This is a genomic window from Yoonia sp. I 8.24 (assembly GCF_022096995.1).
In the GTDB taxonomy this organism is placed as follows: Bacteria; Pseudomonadota; Alphaproteobacteria; order Rhodobacterales; family Rhodobacteraceae; genus Yoonia.
This window is the reverse complement of the sequence record NZ_JACXGQ010000001.1, coordinates 71,820-89,205: the sequence shown is the minus strand read 5'-3', so window position 1 is coordinate 89,205 and position 17,386 is coordinate 71,820. Positions and strand designations below refer to the sequence as shown.

Sequence of the window (17,386 nt, the reverse complement as noted above, 5' to 3'; positions counted from 1 at the left end):
CAGATGAACGAACATATTTCATCCGCCTATGACCGCGATCTTGAAGGTATCACGACGCTGATTATGCAAATGGGTGGCTTGGTCGAAGAGGCCATTTTGCGCTCTGCCAATTCGCTTGCGAACCGCGACATTGAACTGGCTGAGGCCGTGCGCAAAGATGACAAAGCGATTGATGCGCTCGAAGAGCAGATCAACGAAGAGGCCGCGCGCACCATTGCGTTGCGCGCACCTGTGTCAAAAGATCTGCGCACGGTCCTGACGGTGCTCCGCCTTTCCGCTGCGCTTGAGCGGATTGGTGACTATGCCAAAAACATCGCGAAACGGACAAGCGTTTTGGTCGAAATGAACCCGGTCAGCGGGGCTGACACGGCCCTGCGCCGAATGGCCCGCGAAGTTGAACAGATGCTGAAAGACACGCTGGATGCCTATGTGCGCGGCGACGCTGAATTGGCCGAGGTCGTGCGCCAGCGCGATCAAGAAGTCGATCAGATGTACAATGCATTGTTCCGTGAATTCTTGACTTTCATGATGGAAGATCCACGCAACATTACGGCCTGTATGCATCTGCATTTCATGGCAAAAAACATTGAACGCATGGGCGATCTGACCACCAATATGGCGGAACAAGTGATCTATCTTGTCACCGGTGAAATGCCTGACGAGGCCCGCCCAAAAGGCGACAAAACTGCCTATGTGTTTGAAACAGGGTAAGTAAAATGGCACAACAACCACATGTTTTGGTCGTTGAAGATGAAGCGGCACAGCGCGAAGTTCTTGCCTATAATCTAGAGGCAGAAGGGTTTCGCGTCACGCGCGCCGAAAACGGCGAAGAGGGGATCATCTGTGTTGAGGAAGACACGCCAGATGTGATCATTCTTGATTGGATGATGCCACATTTATCGGGCATCGAGGTGTGTCGTCGCCTAAAGGTGAAGCCAGAAACGCGCGGCATTCCGGTGATCATGTTGTCGGCGCGTTCAGAAGAGGTCGACAAGGTCCGTGGATTGGAAACGGGGGCTGATGACTATGTTGTCAAACCCTATTCTGTTTCCGAGTTGATGGCGCGGGTCCGCACGCAGCTGCGCCGGGTGCGCCCAGCGACCGTTGGCCAAATCCTGACCTATGATGATATTGTGTTGGACGCGGAAACCCACCGTGTCACACGCGATGAAAACCCGTTGAAATTGGGCCCAACCGAATTTCGGCTATTGACGACATTCATGGAAAAACCTGGGCGGGTTTGGTCACGCGATATGCTACTGGATCGGGTCTGGGGCCGTGATATCTATGTCGATACGCGCACTGTTGACGTGCATGTTGGGCGGTTGCGTAAGGTTTTGACACAGCATGGTGGAGAAGACCCGGTGCGCACGGTGCGCGGTGCGGGCTACGCGCTAGGGTAAAAGTAAGGTGGGTTTAAACCCACCCTACGTTTTTAATTGCTCCCCCAAGGGCCATGGTGACCAGACCCGCCATCTGTACGGGCAAACCCATGCGCGCCAAAGAAATCGCGTTGGCCTTGGATCATATTGGCCGTGCCTCGGGCGGTGCGCAGCGCGTCAAAATAGGTCAGCCCAGACGACAGCGCGGGCAGGGCCACGCCATGCAGCGCGCCTATGGCCACCGTTTGGCGGAGCGCATCATGGTTGGTTTTGACTGTCTGCGCAAAACGCGGCGCAAACAGCAGGTTGCGGCTTGCGTCCTCGCCCAATGCGAGCGCCATATCATCCAGCATGTCTGAGCGAATAATGCAGCCTTCACGCCAGACTTTGGCGATTTCAGGCAGCGGCAGGTCCCAGCCAAATTCGACTGACGCCTTGCTAATCATATCAAAGCCTTGCGCGTAGCATAGGATTTTGCCGACCATCAAAGCCCTCTGCAATGTGTCCAAGCTGAGCGCGTCATCCGGCATTTGACGCGGGCCCGTGCCAAACAACGCTTCGCCTGCAGCGCGGGTGTCAAGCTGCGATGACAGGTTACGTGCGACAACGGCTGCTTCGATTGCAGGAATGGGGGCGGCAAGGTGCTGTGCCTCAATTGCGGTCCAGCGCCCGGTGCCTTTTTGGCCTGCGGCGTCAACGATCACATCCAACATCGGCTGACCCGTTTTCGGATCAATCGCAGCGGCGACTTTGCCAGAAATCTCGATCAGATAGGATTTTAACGGGCCTTTGTCCCATTGCGCAAATGTCGCGGCAATTGCGGCATTATCCATGCCCATAGCATCTCGCATGATGCCATAAACCTCGGCAATCATCTGCATATCTGCGTATTCAATGCCGTTATGAACGGCTTTGACAAAATGTCCGGCTCCGGCTTCGCCCATCCATGTGGCGCAGGCGCTGTCTTCGTGTTTTGCAGAAATGGCCGTCAGGATATGCGCAACCCGGTCCCAATACTCGCGTTTGCCGCCACCCATGATGGATGGCCCAAAACGGGCACCTTCTTCGCCGCCCGACACGCCGATCCCCAAGAACGGTAAATCGCCGGCCTCGATCACGCGCCGGTTTGTGTCGTGGAAATTGGCGTTGCCCGCGTCGATGATCAGGTCATTGTCACTTAACAAAGGGCGCAGGGCGGCAATTTGATCGTCGACTGGCTGCCCGGCGGGCACCATCAAGATGATCGCGCGGGGTTCTGCAATCGCTGCAACAAGCTCTTCGAGCGTTTGGGTTGGCGTGATTTTATCGGCCAATGCGCCTGCGTCCGCGTGGAACGCTTGTGTCACTTCACTGGTGCGGTTCCAGACGGCGATGTCAAAGCCGTTGTCGGCAATGTTTGATGCCAAGGCTGCGCCCATTGTCCCAAGACCAATCAGGCCAATTTCTGCTTTGCTCATTGTTCGGATCCCTAAGGTTTGCCAATTTCTGGCAGGTATAGGCTGTCCTTGATGGGATGGAAACGGGAACCGGATGAAAAGTTTTAATATCGCTTATGCGCCGGTCGGCACGATATATTGCAGCGCGATAAAGGCGACATATGCGGTCACCATGACGATCCCGACGGGTTTTGTAATTTTGCCAATTGTCAGCATCCAGATGCTAAACCCAATCGCAATTCCACCCATCGCCCAAAGCTGCATCCCCATCAAAACAGGGGTCACTTCAAGCGGCTTGATGATCGCAGTCAGGGCAACAATCGACAGGATGTTAAAGGTGTTTGACCCGATTATATTCCCCAATATCAACCCAACAGAATGCTTGCGTGCAGCTGCAATACATGTGGATAGCTCAGGTAGCGATGTGCCGAATGCGACGACGGTCAAACCGATGATTGCCTCGGGAACACCGATCAAGGTGCCCGTGACGACCGCGCCTTTCACCAACATTTCGGAGCCAAGTGCCAACGCGCAAAGCCCCGCGAACAGGATAACCAAGGCCATACCCATTGATGAAATCGGGCAGTTGTCATCTGAATGATCATCAATTTCGACGTCGAGGCTATCGGTCCTGAACTGGTAGAAGACAAAGCAGACAAGAATGCCGAACATGACCAACCCAAGTTGGGTTGAAAAGATACCCTGATACATCCCGTAAACCATGATCGCAGTCGCGAGCAGCATCATGCCAAGGTCTTTGATCAGGTCTTTGGCCTTGCCTTCAATATGAAACACAATGGCTGTGGCACCAAGTACCAGCAAAATATTCGCAATGTTCGACCCCAGCACGTTGCCAAGTGCGATCCCCGGAAACCCTTGCAGGTTTGCGTTCACAGATGTGAACAGCTCGGGCACAGAGGTGCCAAAGGAAATGATTGTTGCGCCGATGAACAGGGGCGATAATCCGGTGCGTTGCGCAATAAATACGGCGGAATCGATGGTCCAATCGCCACCTTTGATCAGTAAAAACAGGCCGAACAGAATGGCGCCGGCGGAAAGAACGAAAAGGTCGTAATTGGATAGAATCACCGATGCAGGCCCTGTCTAAACTCTGGTCATTGGCGCACTTATGCATGGCCCATGCGGGCGTGAATAGCCCCATTGCTTATTTTCATCTCACTATGCGGAACTGTTGCTTTTATGGTTTCGGGCCGTTGCGTGCCCCTTGGTAGATGTGAAACGCAATTAGGAACCCAACGCCCAAAATGATCATGAACAAGAGAACAGGTGGCCAAATCGCAACGGCATCGCAAATGGTGAGTGCCAACAGGGCGGCAAACACGCCAGCGCCGCCAAGCCAAGCAAAGCCAAGACGAAACGCGAGCCGATCTACAAAACCGCTATAAAACGACCGCCAGACAAGCAGGGCCGTAGCCAAAAATATGAGCGCTGCCGCCGCAGCCACATAAGCGCGGTTGGGGCAGATGAAGGTACAGGCGCGGTCCATATCGGTCTGATAACTCGACAAAAACTGCGGCAAGCGCGGCGTGAGCCACATTTGTGCAAACATCGCGTTGATTTTCGGGGTCTCGGCCGCGTTTGGATCGGGTGCAGGCCAAAATCCGACACCTGCGAAATTGTCGTGAAAATAAACCAGATCATCGGCAAACTGGCTGAATGGTCCCGGATCGGGGGCATCTGCGGGCGCGCCAGCAGCGGGGTTTTGCAACACGTGTTCGTGGCCTGCGGGCGGCAGTACCGGGATAATGCGCCGCAAGACGCGGGCGCGATCGATGCCACGAAATGCGCCGTTTTCCATGCGCGCGCGCAACGTTTTTTTACTATCCGTGGTCGGGCGCTCAAGGAAAAGAAGCACGTAATCGACGATGGGCTTGGTCCCTGTCAACAGCGCTTTAATGTCAGTAAAGACCGGATCGCTTGACGGCGCCTCGGATAGTGACAAATCAAACGCGAGGTTGATCGTTTGATCGCGCGGTTCAAGATCAGCATAAAGCAAGGTCACCAAAGAAATGAGGCGTTCAATATTGTGGACGCTTTGCGTCGTGCCGTCATAACCGTCGATGATCAAGGTGACGCCATCCACTTGCGGGTGATCCAACAGGTACGGGAACGCGGCGCGCCAAGCAGCAAGATCATTGGTGTCAGTGCGGTGGTAAGGCGCTGTCAGCGTAAGGATTTTTTGGACGGCGGTTGCGATTTGGACGTCAGACCAATTTTCCCATCCGGTCAGCTTTATCGCAAGGTCGGCATGGGCGCGGTGCCGATGTGCAGCGTTCACAAAATCGCGCTGGCCTTGCGTCCATTGCCCCTCGTTATGCAGTACCAATGTGCCTTCATCACTAAGCGCAAACTCCAACCCGTAAAACGCGGCGCGGCTGACGATGCTGAAATCGACGCTGCGCCCTGGGGGGGCATCCTCGGGCGCGTTCAACTGTGGTGCAAACCAAAACGGGTAGAAACTGTAAATTTCTGAGTTTTCATCGCGTGTGCTGACGCAGCCGCAATCAGGCAAGGCAATGGCGGTGTCATAATCGGCTGTGGGGTCGGCGATATTGCGGCTTGCGTTGGCGCGGATATCCGCGATTGATGCGGCGGATGGGGCAGGCGACAATTGCGCCAGCGCTGTGTCTAAGAGCCGGGCATTGGGATACTCGACGCCCAAAAGCGCGGTAAGTTCGGCGGCGGCATCAGGTTCGGTGATCACTTCTTGGATTGCGGTGGCTGCGGGGGCAGCTGCGATCGCCTGTGTTAAGTTATCCGTCAGCCCCCAGCGCGTTTCGACCGCACCCAATATCTGGATCATATCGCGGTTTACGGCGGTGGCGATCTTATCTTCGGCGATAGGGGCAAGCAGTTTGCGCGCGTCAGATTTAAGCACTTCGGCATTGGGGGCAGGGACATAGGATGCGCCAAGTAAGGCCGCGCGAAAGTCCGCGTCGGTGACGGTCGCAGCGACAGCGCTATCCGTGGCATCGGTCACCCCGATGGTTGGTGTGACCTCAAGCGGTTCAAATTCTGGCACACCTTCGGGCAACGTATCAAAGGTGTCAGACATCGGTTCTGCGGCGGCTGCCAGCACATCTGCGGCGGCCTCGACCTCGGCTTGGACGCGCGCGCTGGTCGCCGTTTGCAAATTCGCGCGTAGGCCGGTCAGCAATGCAGCGCGGCTTGGCGCGGTCAGTCCAATATATTCGGCCACGACTGGCGCGCTCTCGGCGAATTCTGGCACCAAGGCGAGGTTCGCCGCCTTTTCAGGGTTGAGCTGAAACGCGCGCCCCAAATTGTCAGGACTATTGACTGCGCGCATGATTTGATCGCGCGTGCATACGCTCACCTGTCCGGTCAGGGCTGCGTCGATTGCTTGGGAAAGATCTGTCGCGGTATCAAAGGTTTGGTCTTCGAGATCAGCCAGCAACCCTTTGACATCGATAGGGTCAACCAGCCCATCAAGTGCCGTTTGGTCAAAGCTGATATAGTCGGTGATCAGCGCGCCCGTGGCGGGTTTGCAGCTCGCTGGTAGGGTTTGATAAAGCAGGCTGTAGTCGCGGGGGGCAGCGGCACGGTTTTCGGCGCGGTAATCAGTGATCAGCGCGATCACCGCATCATCACTGCCCACCAGTCGCGGGCCACGCGCGGCAATGTCTGCGCCAAGCCAAAGCGCAAAATCAGGGCTCAGGATTTGTTGCACGCCGCCGGGCAGCGCGGTTTCAATGCGTCCGAGGCTTGATAAAACATCGGTCGCGGCCTGTGCGCCGCTTGCGAGGTCAAGGGCCGTACATGTGGCCGCAGCATTCGGCCAAGTGGCTTGATCAAGCGCCGTGAGCGCAAGTTGCCCGGTGCGCGCCAAGGCCGGAAGCCCCGTATCGTTAAGGTCCGTACAATCCGTCGGTCCGGTTTGGTCTAGCAACCAATCCGCCGTTCCGTCAGGCGCACCGACAAGCGCCATGATGTTGATATTAAACACATCCTGATCGCTTGGCAGGATCGCATTGGCAAAACCCGCATCTCCCGCTAGCTGTTTCCATTCGGGGACAAGCCCCGCCAAACGTCCATATTCATCCGCGAGGTGCAATGTCGCTTCGACCTGCGTGACCGTTGAAACCATTGGGACCTGCTGACACAGGCGCACCAAGGCCTGCTTTGTGTAGGAACCCAGCCAATTATCGGAGAGCAAAATATTATCGTCGTCCAGCGCGGTGCGCAGCCCGAGTTGAATTTCGTCAACCTGCGTAAATGCGGGTGGGTTATCAGGGATCGCGCGTAAATCGCGACAATCGGCCTGCGCGAATGTCGGCAAAAAAAGCAAGGTTGCGGCGAGAATTCGGGTCATCGGGTGCGTCCTTCTTTGCGCATCTCACCTGCAATCGCTTGTTGCAGATCACGGGTGCTGACGTGGGTTGCGTCCCGGCGTAGCGCGGAAATCGCGGCATGACGGGCGACATTTGTGATTGGCCCGCCCGCAAGCGGCGTGTCGCGGGCAAGGGCAGCAATATCCACATCGGGGTCGAGCGGCATTTTCCCCAAAATACTGCGCCAAAGGGCCGTGCGGAGCGCCGCATCGGGTTTTGGGAAACCAACCGCCATCTGGAAACGGCGAAAAAAGGCTTCGTCGATATTGCTGCGCAGATTGGTTGCCAAAATAACAAGGGCCGAGCATTCCTCGATCCGTTGCAGCAGATAGGCGACCTCTTGATTGGCATGGCGGTCGTTTGCGGAACTCGTCGCCCCGCGTGCACCAAACAGCGCGTCGGCTTCGTCGAAAAACAAGATCCAGTTGTTTTCTTCTGCCATATCAAAAACCTGCGCGAGGTTCTTTTCCGTCTCTCCGATATATTTTGACACGACCATGGCCAGATCAATGCGGTAGACCTCAAGCCCGGTACGCTGCCCGAGCATAGTCGCTGTCAGCGTTTTGCCAGTGCCGGGAGGCCCATAAAACAGGGCCTTAAATCCGGTGCCAAGGCGGGCTTCCATACCCCAATCATCCAAAATCTTCTCACGATTGGCGAGCCAGGCCGAGATATGGTCAAGATTATGTTTCACCTCGCGCGGCAAGATCAGGTCATCCCACTGCAAGCCGCTGCGCAGCCGCTTGGCTGGGAACTGAGGTGAAAAATCGGGTGCGGGTTTGTGACCTGCGCACAGCTCTGCGACCCGATGTGCTGATACCAAAAGCGGCCCTGCATAAAGCGCACCGGGCGCAGCGCCCGTTGCAGGCAATTCACCAAGACTGAGCCCGGCGACCGTGCGGAGTGGATGATCAGGTGCAAAAAGTGCCATCGCCGCGATCCGCCTGGTCGTGTTGCCACCGCCCAGCAAAAAAAGCGCGGTGATCGCGGTCGGAATAAAGCTGCTGGTTTCGGTGCGCAGCCCGCCGAATTCCGAAAATGGTCGATCAATGGCGGTGTTGCGCACAAAAAACGGGTCCAAAACCGCTGGATTGACCTGTGTGGCAAGTGCCAGCGCAAACACTACCCGTGCAGACGTATCAAGCCGCGCCCGCGTGATCATTTGCCCCAAGGCTGAACCCGCATCGTGCTGTGGGGCTGCGGGAGGCGCAAATTGTCCGTCATCCCCGCCAAAGAAATGCTCCAGCCGTGCAGTGATCACAGCACTTAACCACGTGACTTCAGCCGTGACGGCTTGCGCGTGGATATCTTGTGTTGGGGCTTGGCTAGTCATCACGCTGTCTCCAATCAACGTGCAGCGGTGCAGGCATCCAAGGCAGGGCGATCACGTTAAAGGCCCAAGGCAACCCATCCAGCAACATATCGTAGGCCCCTTTATTGACTGTCAGTTTTGGTTGGGTTGGATCGTCCAAATCCATGACCCCGCCGCGCTGCACAAAGGCAGAGCGCAGCCCATCGGGCGAGGTGTTTCCAAGCCGTCCCCATTGCGCGATCACGGATTGGACAAGCCCGTCGATCAAGGCGTGGTTCGCAGGAGTGAGCAAATGGGAAGGCAGGGCGTCAGCGTCACTTGGCCGCCCAAGGAGACAGTCGTAAAGCGGATCAGCTGCGGTGCCGTATCCAGTTTCACCCTGCGCCAGATGCCCAAGTGCGGCGCGCGCAAGCGGGAGATCTTCGGCATTGATTTTTGTATCTGCGCGGCGGATTTCAAGCCGGTCAAACAGCATCGCAATATAGGGATGGAATAGGATAAGCCCGGCGATCTGGGTCATACGCCGTGTTGATCCGCGCGGTCTGGGCTGCGCGGTTGTCGGCTGCGGTTGCAGAATTGTTTCAAGCATTGCGCGGGCCTCTGCGCGGGCAGTTGCACTTGCAACGGCAGGGTAGTTTAGACGCGCCATCGTGGCGCGCAGGGCGATGTCTCTTTTCTTGGCGTCGGGTATCAGCCTGTTCGTGAAGGAGTTAATAATATCAGAAGCTTGCGTGCTGTTCTTGTCTAGAATTGTTTCAACCAAATGCCCCCAAAACAGAACGGTATGGGGCGCCTCTGGCGGTAAGGCCGGACGCAATGCAGAGTAGATTAGCTCAATCAGACCCAGCAAGTCGGGGGCCGTTGGTCCGATGGCATCTGTAAACGCTTGTTTACAAGGGGCCTCAGGTTGGTCTGTTGCCGTTATAATGGGCTGATCAGGATCTGTGAGCGCATCAGCGCGGTTGATTGCCTGTGTTATATCATCGCCCAGCGCGTACATCGCGCGCGTAAATACGGCGCGTGCAGCGCTATCAGGGTCATGGGTTGCACTGCGCGCTGCGGCAATATCAACGGGGGCATTCGCAACAAGTGCTGCTAAGATATGACGCTTGGCCGCCAATGGATCTGGGGCATCATCAAGCGCGGTAATGGTCTGTAACAGCTGCTTTGCTTTTGATGGTATGCGCGTTTTCAGTACTTTATCTACATCCGCACCGGAGGGTAAATAGCTGATAACACGTGCATAAGACGCATCTGTTTCAGTTTCCGAATTATACGATGACGCAAACCCGGTTTGCCGAAAGTCACGATAGCGCGCACGTGCCATCTCTATCGGGGATTGCTCCGGTTCTGGGCGCGGCGCAGGGGCTCGCTTGGGTGGGGTGTCATCGCAAATGAGCCGCGCAAGGCAAGCGGCCCAGTCATCCTCATTTTGGGGTTTTTCAGCTGATGCAACCCGAAGCGCGGCTTCGATATCTTGTTTGCGCATTCTTGCGACGCTGCGGGCCGTGGTCTGTGCGGATGGTCGGTCTTGCCCGGTCAGGAAAAGAGCCAGATCACTGCGCGATTGTGCGCGCTTTAGGGTTTTCGCCGCAAAATCCCATGGGCTTGCGGCGTGATCAACAAGACGGGTGATCAGTGCGGATTTTGTGCCAGAAATGGCCACGCCGCGCGCGGCTGCCATCGTCTTTAATTGTGCTAGGCTTTGCCCTGCAAAGGCGGCGCGCGGCGATTGCCGTTTGCGCGGGGTTAAATAGGGGTGGATCGCCGATACAAGCCCATCGCGCAGCCGCGTGCGCACCAATTCCCAATCAAGCGGGTCGTCAAACTGCCCGATATCAAGCGTGAGCGTGGTAATCCGCGCAGGCGCATGATCACGCCCGGCGGCATCGAGAACCTGATCAATGGTTGATAGTACCTCTTGGCGCAGGGCCAGCAATAGGCGATCTGGACTATTCACCGCTTGCGCTGTGCTTGTGACCCGCAAGTCAAATTCAAGCGTGTCGATCCGGTTGATTATTTCGGGTGCGATCATGTTGTTCATGGGACGCGCGCCGTTTGGGTGAGGGTTTGGATGGCATGGCGAATATGGGCCGCGTTATCCTCTGGCGCGGTGTACCAATCGCCGAGTTTTGGGCGCAGGTCATGGGTTTCTTCTGGGGTGAGCCATAAGATTTGCACATAAATATGCGCGGGCGCGAGCCGACTGACCAAATCGGTGACGAACAGCCGAAAGCTGGTATTGCAGGTTCGTGCGGTCCATCCGGGCAGCAAAAGCGTGGCCCGAGCTGGTGCGAAATCTGTTTGTTTTTGGCGCAGTTGGATATCTTCGAACAGCCATAGCTTTTCCGCGTCGCGGTGCATTTCAACAAAACTGATGCGCAGCCGATTGGCCCATTCTTCGACGTTCTTGCGCGTGTGGCTGCTACCGCAGGGATATAGATCGCCTCCGCTATGCGGTTGAAACATGACTTCCCAATCGCTTTGCCGATTGCGCGCGACGATATAGGCATCGCTTTGGGCTGCGCGCTGAAACAATGCGGGCGTTGTGCGTGCGTCCACGACCCAAGGACAGCTCATCGCGAGTTTCGCGAGCGACAGTGGCGCGACCGTATCATCACGTTTCACAAATGCATCGAGCGGCCGGGATGGTAAAATAACATCTGCGGACTTAATCGATGGGGCTGGCGGCTGCATCTGCGCGTCGACCGTGATCGCATCGACCCCTTGATGTGTCGCAACGCCAAGATCGGCCAAATGCGCAAGCCGCGCGGCAAAACCGTATTCAGGATGGTTGGTGCCCGAATAATGGTTATAGGCGGGCAGGTCGCGCAAGTAAGCCTCGCGCCATGTCACATCCCACGCTAACCGATCAGCTACGCCGCGATAGCGATGCAAACAATCGGGGTCGCACAGCGGCATTTCTTCGCCTTGTAGCGCAATCAAATAGTCCAGCATCGTGATCCGCGCGCGTAGCAGGGCAGGATCAAGCAGGTCTTGCGGATTATGTTGCGTGTATGTGGCGGGAATATTGCCCAAAGGCGCGCGCATCTCGGCGAGATGCTGATCCATCATCTGGCGATAAGATGTCAGCCCGCCGTTCTGATCTTGGGTCGCTGCGGCCACACGGTAGGGGTTTGGCAAGCTGTCGTTGGTGGAACGGTCGCTAAGATGGCGGTGTTTGCCGGCAAAGCCCACATCCCAATCGGATTGCGCTTTGCGGTTGCTTTGGCCAGCGATACGCGCGGCGTTTATGCGACCCAACTCTTCTTGAATGGTATTGGGGTTCAGGACAACCGCGCCCCCATCGCGCGTGACACGAAGCGGGACTAGATGGTTGATTTGTGGTAAGATCGGATCAAAATAGATGCGCGGATCGTGTGGCAGTTGCGCGATCGATGTATTCGTTTCTGGGTCCAGAATGTCGAATGCGCCGATATGAGTAACGCCGACGATATCACGAAATTGGGAGAGAACCGCATCAAATCGGGCGCTATCGCGCGCATCCGCAGGCAAATTTGGCCATAATCCGGCGGCGTCATCAAAGACATCACTGCGTGTCGCACCCGACGGCCCAGAGTCTTGTTCGCGTTGTGCAGGCAACCCTTTGAGCAACAGCCGGAGTTGATGAAAAATTTCGGCGACGATGCGGTCAGGCTGCGCGAAGGGACCAATCGCAATTTCGCCCATCACAACGACGGGTTTGGGTGTCGCGATATCAATGCGGTTAATCGCTGTGGAAAGCATCCGATTTTCATCGAAACGGGCGCGTGTTTGGGCGATCAATGCGTCTTGCCATCCGCTGGATGTGCGCAATCTCTCTTGGTGCGGGTCAACGCTGCTACGTGGAATAATCACCAAATCCACCAGACCGGCAGCGGGGCCGGGGATAACAAAGACACGCTCAAGTGATGGCAGTTCAGAAAGGCAACTTGCCAGATCCGTATTGGTAACAGGGCGGCCCGGAAGGACATCGTCGGCGGGAAAGATCCCGCGCTGTGCCAAACCTATTTCACTGTGGTGATCCGTTAGCAGGTCACGCACATCATGGTCCCCTTGATAGGCGATTTCAGAAAGCGCAAAGACCGATTGTTCGAGCAAGGTCACGCCGGGATCATGTAGGTTGAAGTCGGTCCATATTTTGCCGGAAGCGTCTTGGGCGGCGGTAATGGCACGGGCGCGAAGATTGTCAAAAGTGAGCGGTGGATCCATCATGATAGATCAGCCTCGCGCGTGGGGCCGCCCCGTGATCCGGCCATCGTTGGGTCAAACCAAAGCCGGGTCAGATAGTAGCGGATCACCTTGTCACGGCCAAAATTCGCGTTGGTGCGCATTTGGAGCTTGTAGTGATGGCTGTTTTTGGTCGCGACCCAACGCAGCCGAATGCGGTCGGCATAGCTGCCGTAAACGGCAGTTTGTGATTTGATTCGCCGCCGTCCAAACAGCCAATTCAGCACCCAATTGCGCGGGTGGAACGCATTCATCGCGATTGCATGGACCATGGAATAGCGGCCTTGGGTCAATTCGGCACCTGCGCCCGCCATGATTTCAAACGCTTGGCAGCCGGTCATTTCCGCAGTGACATCATGCCATTTGCCATCGGCAGGCACATGCGGGATGTCATCACTGGCAAAGCCGATGCGCCCGCGCGCGCGCTGCACCCCGTTGACATCAAGCTGCCATTCAGGCGCATCATTACGCAGCCCGAGCCGCCCTTCGGGAGAAAAACTGACCCCAAGATTGTCGCCCGTAACATCAGCACCGCGTCGAAAATGCAGACTGCTACTGTCTTCGCCATGATCAATGACCCACGCCGGGTATTGCGCGCTCAGGCTTTCATAAAGGCTCAGCACCCGCTGTGACCCACCGACAGAGGTCAACCGCAAACCGTCAGCAGCGGTTTTGGAATACCCGTCTTCGATCTGGTTCACGCCGCTGTCAATCAAATCACGGTAATGTTCGGCGGTGGGCAGGGCCCCATCACGAAAGAACGCCTTGAGCGTGGTGCGATCTTTTTTGGTCATGGGTGACCCTCCTGACCTACGATAAGCATGTCACCGATCCGCAAACGACCGATGCCGCTCTGGGTTGGGGCAATGGGTTGCTTGCGTTCTGACGTCGAAATGGCGTGGCTTTTGGCGGACAAGGGCAGGGCCCATGGTCGCGACGGTCGTATGATCGATCCAAGCGGCCCGCGCGCATCGTCTTGCGCGGTATCGCCAAGCGCATAATGCTGGCTGTCGTCTGCGACGAAATGCAAAACCGAAAAATCAGTAATGCCAAGCACATCTGGGTGGGCGGCGATTTGTGCCTTGAGCATCGGCACGTTCACCTGCCAACCAAACCTGGCGATGTCGTCACCGCCGGTCCAAACCGATAGGCACTGCGACACGTAGTGCTGCAGCTTGTTGGCCAGGGCGCCATCGTCTTGGAAAGGGACAAAGCGCAGGGCGGCCCGAACATGGAGGCGATCAAATGCAGGGTTCACCACCTCATACTGGGCGTCTGGGCTTCCATGTCTGTGAAGAAACGCACGCACCCGCTCTAAGGTGCCGACATCAAAGTATCTTTCTTGCGCGTGCTGCTGCGCGCCTTGCGTGAATTCTGGTGGATGACGGACGATCACGACGGTGGCTGTTCCCGCGCGCGGAGTCGCGGATTTACGCGACAAATGAGGCAGGCATTTGCAACGCCATACATCCGGAAAGGCGTTTAAGACCAATCGTTCAATATCAAACGGGGTCACAGCGCGTTGCCGGTGGCGTAGCCGTTCACCGACCCGCGCAAGATAGTCTGGCCGGGTTTCGGGCGGTTTTGGTGGTGCGCGGCGTGCGGCTTCTTGTGGCGCGGACATGCCGGGTTGTGGCACATTAAACCGCCATTGCCGGTCACCTGATGCAGGCGGCGTGTCACTTTCGGTGCTGACCGCCCAAACGCCATTTGTACGCACGCGTGACAACGTAGGGTGGGTTTCAAACCCACGCCACGGCGCGGAAACAGCCACCCAAACCCCGCCTTCGGGCATTTCACCGGCCGGGGTGTGTGCGTCATTTGGCAGATCAAGCGTGACAACCCCAGAGCGCAGCAACCCATCAGTCGTATCGGATGAAATCGAGGTGGGCGGCAGGTCGGCCCAGCCATCAGCGGTCAGATAATGCCAGTCAAGCGGTACCGTTGGCGGCACCAGCCGTAAATGCCCGCTATCCGCAATATCGAACAAAATTCCCAATTGGCGCAGCGCACCTTTGCCCGCAAGCTGAATATACAAGGTGCCCAGCCCCAAACGTGGTGGAAACAGCCCCAAATTGCGCCTGATGCGGTTAGGAAAGGCTGCCCGCGCCCCAAAAGGCGTGATTTGCGTGATCTTGTCGCCGGGCTGTGCAGTATCGGGCGCGGCCAAGGTCATGACAGATGCAGCCGTATAGCCAAGGCTTAGGCTCTCAATACGTGGAATCCACGGCGGGTTGGGGGGGACCCGCTGGCGCAGCGGGACTGGGTTTGGCCGCATGGCTTTGACCAGTGCAAGCGGATGTTGCGCTTGCCCAAAATCCCCGCCGCCGCGCAGGGTCAGTCGTAGCGCACCTGCGCGTAGTTTCGCGCGGTTTTTGGGTAAGGGGCCATGGGTGTGTCGCGGCGCGATGCTGTCAGACCCTTGCACCGGCGCGGTGAGCGCCCATTCAGGGATCAACGTGCCGTCGTAGGGGTTGGTATGGATCATCGGGCCGGGTGCATCGGTGATCGGCTTCCATGCCGCATCCACCAGATATTCGGCGCGCACCGTTGGGTCGGGGACCGTCACGCTGTCTGGATAGCCGCGATAATATGTGGCAAAGCCACCGGGCTTGTCGGGGACATCTGCCCAGCGCAAACGCATATGCACCCCGGTCACGGGTTTCGCCGCCATTTCGGCAGAGGCGACGGTGAATGTGGCCCCTTCGTTTGGGCGCGCACCAAAGGGCATGAAAGATTGCGCGGTTGCAACCGGCCCATCATCGCTAAACCCCGAAAGCTGGGTCAACCCGTCAACCCGCACGGCAATTCCTACTTGATCAAGCGTGTAGCGTTCAAAAAACGAGATTGGGCAGACGCGGGCCTGTTGATCCCAGCGGAATGAAAGGACAGGTGCGCTCTCTTTTTCCGAGGTGATGGCGGGCATATCTGGCGCATAGGTCAGACGGATCAAAAACCCGGCTGTGCCATCGGTTTTTGGAATGATTTGCGTCAACTTTGCGGGCATCGGCCCTTGCGTTGCAGAAAGGGTCACATGGAATGCATCGCCCAGAAGCTTTTCAAACATATCAGCGGGGGAATAGATGAATTGCTCATTTTCTCGGCCAAAGGCCTCTACGATTTGCCCAATGTCACCCGTTGCGGCTGCCGGGTTATGCTGCCCGGTGAGCGCCGTTTCACAGGCCAGAATTCGGGTTTTAAGTGTGTCCCAATAGGTTCCGGACGGCCAAGGGTGGTTTTCAACCAAACCTAGCGTCACAATCCGGCCCAAAAGAATGCGTAGTGCTGAGACGGTAAGGATCTTGCCCGCAATGACCTCATAAATCAGGTCCATCGAGGCGCCACACCCGCGTGAGATGGCGGTGCGGTGCACCTCTGCCGCGATGGCGGCTACGCCTGCATTCAGATTGTCAAACCCCAGCGCACGGATCAGCGTCGGGTCAGAGCGGAGCTCCAATTCAACATCTGGGTCCAGCAGCGAATCTGTATCGGTTCCGGTCGACGGTGTCGCAGCTGGCAAATCTGTTGCACGCCGTAACTGAAAACTGACATTAATTTGGCGGTGCCCTTCTGACAGTTGAAACATCTGAGAAGCGATATCCAAGCCCATTTCGATATCTTGATTTGCAGGCCCGACAAAGACGCTGCGATCAAGCGGCTGTTGGGCTGCGGGTTCAATGCCGCCGCGCACGCCTGTGACGCAGCCCAAGGTCGAAAACAGCGAAATCTGCGGATCGGTGTCATAGCTCAGCGCGGCCGTCGCGATGACCTTCGCAGGGGTGATCGGCACATCACCTTCGGTCTGAAAGTGTAGCTTACTACCATCGGCCAATTGCGCGGTGAGGGGGGTGCCTTTGGCCAGCAGTTTCGGCGCGGTACCTGATGGCAAATGGAGCAATGCGCGGTCGGGCGCCGCGCCACGGCGCGGCTGGCCGATGATATGCCCATAGTAAAAATCGCTGTGGCGTTCCGTGAAGCGGTTTAGGCGCGCATCAACATGCTGCGCGGCCGAAAGTTCTGCAATCATCAGTCCGATCGCCGGGTCAATCAGCCCTGATTTCAACCTTTGATCAAACCCAAGTTGCGCTGCCGGTTTTAAGGATGCGATCGCGTGAACCAGCTGACGATGTGCCGCGCTTAGCCCGGCTTGGCGCGCGCGGGCTTGAACGATGTTGTCGCCTATCGCTGTAGGAATAAACCCTTTTTCTTGCATCACTGCCATCATCCGCCCGCCCGACGTCCGTGCAAGCGCATGGGCGCGGTCGCTCATATCCATTTGCTGATCCAAACCTTGCAACACGGCGGCAAATTCCCCCGGCCATTGGGCCTCCAACCGGATGATCCAATCGTCTAACTGCTGTGCAAGATTGCGGATTTCACGTGCGGCAGCGTCCACACCCTGTTCAAGCGCCAGATCAAAGCGCGTAATTTCGTCATCAATGCGAAAGGCGACGATTTGGGCCACGACCAACAATGGCTCAGACCGGAGCATTTTATCCCATGGGGCAGGGGCATTGGCTGCAAGTCTAACGAAGTTATCCGCCAATGTGCCGGGTCTGATATGCGGATCACTACTACGCAATGGCGTTGGCAGCCGGGCGTCTTCTAGCGAACCCTGCGTGACGCGAATATCTGACCAATTGTGTGACACTGTTG

At 56.9% G+C, this 17,386-nt stretch carries 10 protein-coding genes; 2 read left to right on the top strand and 8 right to left on the bottom strand.

Annotated elements, in window-relative coordinates; all coding sequences use genetic code 11:
• Nucleotides 1-3: 3 nt before the first annotated feature.
• The gene (phoU, locus tag Yoon_RS00450; RefSeq protein WP_238109208.1) at nucleotides 4-711 is read left to right on the top strand and encodes a phosphate signaling complex protein PhoU; all 708 of its coding nucleotides are present in this window, start codon (nucleotides 4-6) and stop codon (nucleotides 709-711) included.
• Between the two features lie 5 nt (nucleotides 712-716).
• Nucleotides 717-1,403, top strand: a complete 687-nt coding sequence (phoB, locus tag Yoon_RS00445; RefSeq protein WP_238109207.1) for a phosphate regulon transcriptional regulator PhoB — start codon at nucleotides 717-719, stop codon at nucleotides 1,401-1,403.
• 32 nt (nucleotides 1,404-1,435) lie between these two features.
• On the opposite strand, the gene gndA is transcribed toward phoB, so the two are convergent.
• From gndA to Yoon_RS00405, 8 genes are all read right to left on the bottom strand, one after another.
• On the bottom strand, nucleotides 1,436-2,839 hold the full coding sequence (gene gndA, locus Yoon_RS00440; RefSeq protein ID WP_238109206.1) for an NADP-dependent phosphogluconate dehydrogenase: 1,404 nt from the start codon (nucleotides 2,837-2,839) through the stop codon (nucleotides 1,436-1,438).
• A 93-nt stretch (nucleotides 2,840-2,932) separates the two neighbouring features.
• Nucleotides 2,933-3,907, bottom strand: a complete 975-nt coding sequence (locus Yoon_RS00435; protein ID WP_238109205.1) for a calcium/sodium antiporter — start codon at nucleotides 3,905-3,907, stop codon at nucleotides 2,933-2,935.
• A gap of 109 nt (nucleotides 3,908-4,016) precedes the next feature.
• Nucleotides 4,017-7,169, bottom strand: coding sequence for a hypothetical protein (locus Yoon_RS00430; protein ID WP_238109198.1), 3,153 nt, complete (start codon nucleotides 7,167-7,169; stop codon nucleotides 4,017-4,019).
• Nucleotides 7,166-8,521, bottom strand: coding sequence for an ATP-binding protein (locus Yoon_RS00425; RefSeq protein ID WP_238109197.1), 1,356 nt, complete (start codon nucleotides 8,519-8,521; stop codon nucleotides 7,166-7,168). The genes Yoon_RS00430 and Yoon_RS00425 overlap by 4 nt, the downstream gene beginning before the upstream one ends.
• Complete coding sequence (locus Yoon_RS00420; protein ID WP_238109196.1) at nucleotides 8,514-10,544, bottom strand: contractile injection system tape measure protein; 2,031 nt, start codon at nucleotides 10,542-10,544, stop codon at nucleotides 8,514-8,516. The genes Yoon_RS00425 and Yoon_RS00420 overlap by 8 nt, the downstream gene beginning before the upstream one ends.
• On the bottom strand, nucleotides 10,541-12,715 hold the full coding sequence (locus Yoon_RS00415; RefSeq protein WP_238109191.1) for a hypothetical protein: 2,175 nt from the start codon (nucleotides 12,713-12,715) through the stop codon (nucleotides 10,541-10,543). The genes Yoon_RS00420 and Yoon_RS00415 overlap by 4 nt, the downstream gene beginning before the upstream one ends.
• Nucleotides 12,712-13,524, bottom strand: a complete 813-nt coding sequence (locus Yoon_RS00410; RefSeq protein WP_238109189.1) for a hypothetical protein — start codon at nucleotides 13,522-13,524, stop codon at nucleotides 12,712-12,714. The genes Yoon_RS00415 and Yoon_RS00410 overlap by 4 nt, the downstream gene beginning before the upstream one ends.
• Nucleotides 13,521-17,381: a hypothetical protein gene (locus Yoon_RS00405; RefSeq protein ID WP_238109188.1), complete on the bottom strand. Its 3,861-nt coding sequence runs from the start codon at nucleotides 17,379-17,381 to the stop codon at nucleotides 13,521-13,523. Before Yoon_RS00405 ends, Yoon_RS00410 begins: the two co-directional genes overlap by 4 nt.
• Nucleotides 17,382-17,386 lie beyond the last annotated feature (5 nt).